Source organism: Streptomyces griseus subsp. griseus (genome assembly GCF_000720255.1).
Taxonomy (GTDB): domain Bacteria; phylum Actinomycetota; class Actinomycetes; order Streptomycetales; family Streptomycetaceae; genus Streptomyces; species Streptomyces griseus_I.
In genome coordinates this window covers 1-1,368 of the sequence record NZ_JOJE01000119.1, presented here as the reverse complement: position 1 = coordinate 1,368, position 1,368 = coordinate 1, and the positions used below count along the sequence as shown (strand labels likewise).

Genomic DNA, 1,368 nt, shown 5'->3' with positions numbered 1-1,368 from the left:
CTGACCACACCCGAGCGGGCGGCCGCTGCCGACCCCGGCTACCTGATGGTGCACTTCACCGGCGATTCCGCGACCGGTCAGATGTTGTACCTCGCGCACAGCACGGACGGCCTGCACTGGAACGACCTCAACGGCGGAGCGCCGGTCCTGAACTCCACGATCGGCACGAAGGGGGTGCGCGACCCCGCACTGGTGCGCTCTCCCGACGGCAGCAAGTACTGGATCATCGCCACCGACCTGTGCATCCGCTGCGGCTCGACGTACACCAACGGCAGCCCCAACTTCGTGGTGTGGGAGTCGACCGACCTGGTCACCTGGTCCAAGCCGTGGCTGCTCGGCGCCGCCGGACTGATCCCCGGCGGAAAGAACGCGTGGGCGCCGGAGGCGATCTTCAACCCCGAGACCAACGACTACGTCCTGTACTGGGCGACGAACGCCACGGTGAACGGCATCTTCAAGTACCGCATCTACTCCGCCCGCACCAAGGACTTCCGCACCATCACCACCCCGCAGATCTGGATCGATCCCCCCGGCAGCACGCCGGTCGTCGACACCCAGATGACCGAGGTGCCCGCCGGTACCGGCCCCTACCGCTACCTGCGAGTCTCCGGCGACGGCCAGAACAACGTCGAGGGCAGCAACTCGATCCTGGGGACGTGGACCAACCTCGGCAACCTCTCCAGCATCGGCCTCACCGGCAACGTGGTCGAAGGCCCGGTCTGGATGAAGTTCCGAGACCGCAATGAGTGGGCCCTCTACATCGACTACAACAACCCGCAAGGCGTACGCGAATACCGGCCGATCCTGACCACCAACCCGTTCGACGTCAGCACCTACCGGCTTCAGGATGCGACCAGCTACGACATGGGCGGCACCCCCAAGCGCCACGGCGCGATCACGACCCTCACGGCCGCCGAGGAGAGCCGCGTGCTCGCCCGCTGGCCCAACACCCCGGCCCAGCGGCTGCAGTCGTACAACTTCCCGGACCGCTACGTGCGCCAGACCAACTTCGACGTGCGCATCGACCCGAACGTGACCCCCGCCGAGGACGCCCAGTTCCGGCTGCGGCCCGGCCTGGCGGGCACCGGCACCGTCTCCTTCGAGTCGGTGAACTACCCCGGCTACTTCCTGCGCCACGCCAACTACGACTTCCAGCTCGCCCACAACGACGGCAGCAGCCAGTTCGCCGCCGACGCCACCTTCCGGAAGGTCGCCGGGCTCGCCGACCCCACCTGGTCGTCGTTCCAGTCCTACAACTACCCCGACCGCTACATCCGCCACTACGCCTACCAGCTGCGGATCGACCCGATCACCACCACCACGGCACGCGCCGACGCCACCTTCCGCGTCACGAGCTGACCCGGCACC

General features: G+C 67.5%; 1 protein-coding gene. It reads left to right on the top strand.

The window, feature by feature from the left end; genetic code table 11:
* Window positions 1-1,359 (top strand): glycoside hydrolase family 43 protein (locus tag IG99_RS43350; protein ID WP_037684536.1); only part of this gene is annotated, 1,359 nt, incomplete at its 5' end.
* Between the last annotated feature and the right edge of the window lie 9 nt (window positions 1,360-1,368).